Origin of the sequence: Arsukibacterium sp. (assembly GCF_036735525.1) — a bacterium.
Lineage (GTDB): Bacteria > Pseudomonadota > Gammaproteobacteria > Enterobacterales > Alteromonadaceae > Alishewanella.
Window position 1 is genome coordinate 1 of the sequence record NZ_DAINOE010000143.1, and the last position, 2,382, is coordinate 2,382.

Sequence of the window (2,382 nt, forward strand, 5' to 3'; positions counted from 1 at the left end):
AAAACCCTTATTCGTGAACATAGCCAGCAGCTGTTCAGCCTTCAGAACTACCGTTATAGCCGCGGTAGTACCGGTGGTTCCAGTGGTCAGCCGCTCACCTTTTATATGGATCAACACCGGGTTAGCCATGATGTTGCCGCTAAATTACGCGCAACCCGCTGGTGGGGCGTGGATATTGGTGATCCTGAAGCGGTGATCTGGGGTGCCCCCATAGAGCTGGGTAAACAAAGCACGGTTAAAACACTACGAGATAAACTGTTTCGCTCCGTGCTAATGCCTGCCCTGACATTAACGCCAGAGCTAATTAATCAACAACTACAGCAACTTATTCAGCAAAAACCGGCAATGATTTTTGGCTATCCTTCCGTCATATACCGGCTATGCCTGGCAGCGAAACAGCAACAACTTGCCCTTGACCAGTTAGGTGTCAAAGTGGTGTTTGTGACCTCAGAAATGCTGTACCCCCATGAGAGAGCCGTGATTAGCAATAGCTTTAATTGTCCGGTGGCCAATGGCTATGGTGCCAGAGATGCAGGCTTTATTGCGCATGAATGCCCGGCGGGCAAGATGCATATCAGTGCTGAGGATATTATTGTTGAGCTTATTGATGAACAGGGGCAGCCGGTAGCCCACGGCGAGATCGGGGAAATCGTAACGACCCACTTAGCCACTCCCGGCTATCCTTTTATCCGCTATCGCACCGGTGATTTAGCAAGATTAGATCCCTCACCTTGCTCTTGTGGTCGTGGTTTACCAGTATTAGCGGAGGTTCAAGGCCGGCGCAGGGATTTTTTGCTCACCACTAAGGGCGATCAACTCCACTCCTGGGGCGTCGTGTATTTATTACGTGATCTGACTGACATCGATAAATTTAAAATGATTCAACATACCAAAAATCAGATTGAGTTACTTATTGTGGCCAATAAGGCACTAAGCTCTGAGCAACAAAGCCAGCTGCGTCAGCAATTTCAAACATTGCTGGGTGCGGATATGAACATCGACATCCAGCAAGTGCAGGATATCCCTGCCTCAGCAAATGGAAAATATTGTTATGTTGAAAATAAACTGGCTTCTTAGTGCCCTGCTCTGCTCCGTGGGCGTGCTGGCACAATCACAACCGGTGCTCTGGCATGAGGGCACTAAAGATATCCGCGGTGCAACTAACCGTTATAGTTATCATCAGGCCTATATAGAATGGCAAACCCCCATGGGCGATTGGTTTGATAAAAACGGCCACTATCTGGGTGATGCTCCTTATAGTTTGTTACAAGTTGATGCCAAAGCCGACAATTGGCTAATTTGGGATCTGAATACGTTAATACCTCATATATCCACAACAGCTCAATTGGATTTACTGCTGAGATTACAGCCAAACAGTAGTGGGCACCTGATGGTAGCCAGCAAAGAGCAAGGTTATCAGGTGGCACCCTCACTGGTACTTGAGTTTAACGATAAAAAACGTATGCGGATAAATGCTGTTATGGATACCTATCTGGATACCAGCACCTACCGTCATCTTGGTGGTCGTAACACCTTAAGGGTGTCTGAAAAAAATCCGCTACTGTTAGCCTTTGATTTAAGTCAGATTGATCGCGCAAAACTGTCTGCTGTTAAACTTGAGCTGCACCGGCAACGTCAGTCCGGTACACCCGCGATAGGAGTTTTCCTGTTACGGCAACCCACAATGGAAGATCCCGTCTATCCGGCACAGCTGGCAGAACACAGTATTTTCAATGAACAGTTCACTCGCAGCAACTGGATGACTGACTGGCAGGATCTCGCTCCGCGCAGCAACATTGAACGGGTGCAGGCTCCCGCCCATTCATCCGCATCTCATGCCCTTAAGGTGTCCTTTAGTACCCGGCAAAATTTGGCGCTAAGCATGAGTCTTTTTACTCAAAAATTGCTTGGTGCAGAGCCTGACAGCTTATTCTTCGAGTACGATTTATATTTAGCAAAAAACTGGCTGCAAGGCGAAGGCGGCGGCAAATTTCCTGGTTTTGCGGGTACTTACGGCCGTGCCGGCTGGGGAGGCCGTAAAGCAGACGGTACAAATGGCTGGTCAGCCCGGGGGCAATTTCTCAGTGCCATTAGCTCGGATGATCAGTTAAAAGGATTAACGCCCTTAGGCAGCTATCTCTACCTGAATGGTTCAAATCAAAGCCATGGTGAAGTTCATCCATGGCGACAACACAGCAGCAAATTAACCCGTGAACGCTGGTATAAAATTAGTCAGCAACTCACCCTGAATACACCAGGCAAAAACGATGGTGAGTTACAGGTATGGGTTGATGAAAAACTGGTTTTACACCGGTCTGATTTAAATTTTCGTACTGTCCCTGAACTGAAAATAGAGCGATTATGGTTCAATTTTTACCACGG

General features: G+C 47.7%; 2 protein-coding genes. Both read left to right on the top strand.

Translation table 11 applies throughout. The annotated features are described in order from the left end of the window. Window positions 1-1,077: phenylacetate--CoA ligase family protein (locus V7D78_RS16250; protein WP_333609506.1), on the top strand; the 1,077-nt coding region annotated here is incomplete at its 5' end. Further along, on the top strand, window positions 1,052-2,382 hold a 1,331-nt coding region (locus tag V7D78_RS16255; RefSeq protein ID WP_333609507.1), incomplete at its 3' end, for a polysaccharide lyase. The genes V7D78_RS16250 and V7D78_RS16255, both read left to right, overlap by 26 nt.